The organism is Hansschlegelia beijingensis, from assembly GCF_045505405.1.
In the GTDB taxonomy this organism is placed as follows: Bacteria; Pseudomonadota; Alphaproteobacteria; order Rhizobiales; family Methylopilaceae; genus Methylopila; species Methylopila beijingensis_A.
The window spans coordinates 1-852 of record NZ_JBJKEX010000638.1; the positions used below are offsets into that span (position 1 = coordinate 1).

Annotated in this window: 1 protein-coding gene and 1 pseudogene; both read right to left on the reverse strand. The window is 71.5% G+C overall.

Translation table 11 applies throughout. From position 1 onward, the window contains the following. Positions 1-298, reverse strand: a pseudogene (locus tag ACIKT0_RS19315) (hypothetical protein); the annotation flags it as partial. Between the two features lie 15 nt (positions 299-313). Further along, positions 314-766 (reverse strand): RNA pyrophosphohydrolase, encoded by a 453-nt coding sequence (locus ACIKT0_RS19320; protein ID WP_407106887.1) that lies wholly within the window; start codon positions 764-766, stop codon positions 314-316. Between the last annotated feature and the right edge of the window lie 86 nt (positions 767-852).

Here is an 852-nt window from a genome sequence, read left to right on the forward strand (position 1 = left end):
CGGGATCGCGGATGACGCGAAGGCCTCCCGCCAGCGCCCATGCAGGCCCCGAGCACTGCGGCCGGGCTGCGTTCGGGAACGTCTGAACAAGCGCGGCGGCGAGCGCCTGGGACGCGTCACGCAGAGCGCCATAGCTGGTGGCGACGAGCGGCTCTCCGGGACGCTTGCTGAGGAGCGCAGTCCGGCCGGGGCTGCGCCGCGCCCAGCGGTCGCAGATCGCCTCGGCTATGCTGAAGCGCGCCGGCAGTCGCCAGCGGAAACGCCGGCGCAGACTTTCATGCGGGTCCGCCGCAGCCATCAGGGCCGCCGCCCGTCAGCCGGCGAGATGCGCGAAGGCGCGAACCACGTTCTCATAGACCGGGCGCTTGAACGGCACGATCATCCCCGGGAGTTCGGACATCGGCGCCCAGCGCCACTCGGAGAACTCCGGCTTGTGGCCGGGCGGCGTGAGGTCGATCTCCGAATCGTCGCCGGTGAACCGGAAGGCGAACCAGAGCTGCGTCTGGCCGGCGAATTTGCCGGAGCGGGTGCGCGCCAGCACCTCCGGCGGGAAGTCGTAGCAGTACCACTCCGGCGCCTCGGCGAGCAGTTCGACGGAGCTGACGCCTGTCTCCTCGACCAGTTCGCGCTTCGCCGCCGCCAGCGGATCCTCGTGTCGGTCGATGCCGCCCTGGGGCATCTGCCAGCGGTAGTCCATCTTGTCCGGATCGTGCTGGCCGCCCCGCCGCTTGCCGACGAACACCAGACCGTCCCGATTGAGCAGCATTACCCCGACGCAGCGCCGGTACGGCAGCCGCGCAGGCGCGCTTCCGCCCCCGTCGCGCGGCGTCACGACGGCCCCTGCGGCCGAAC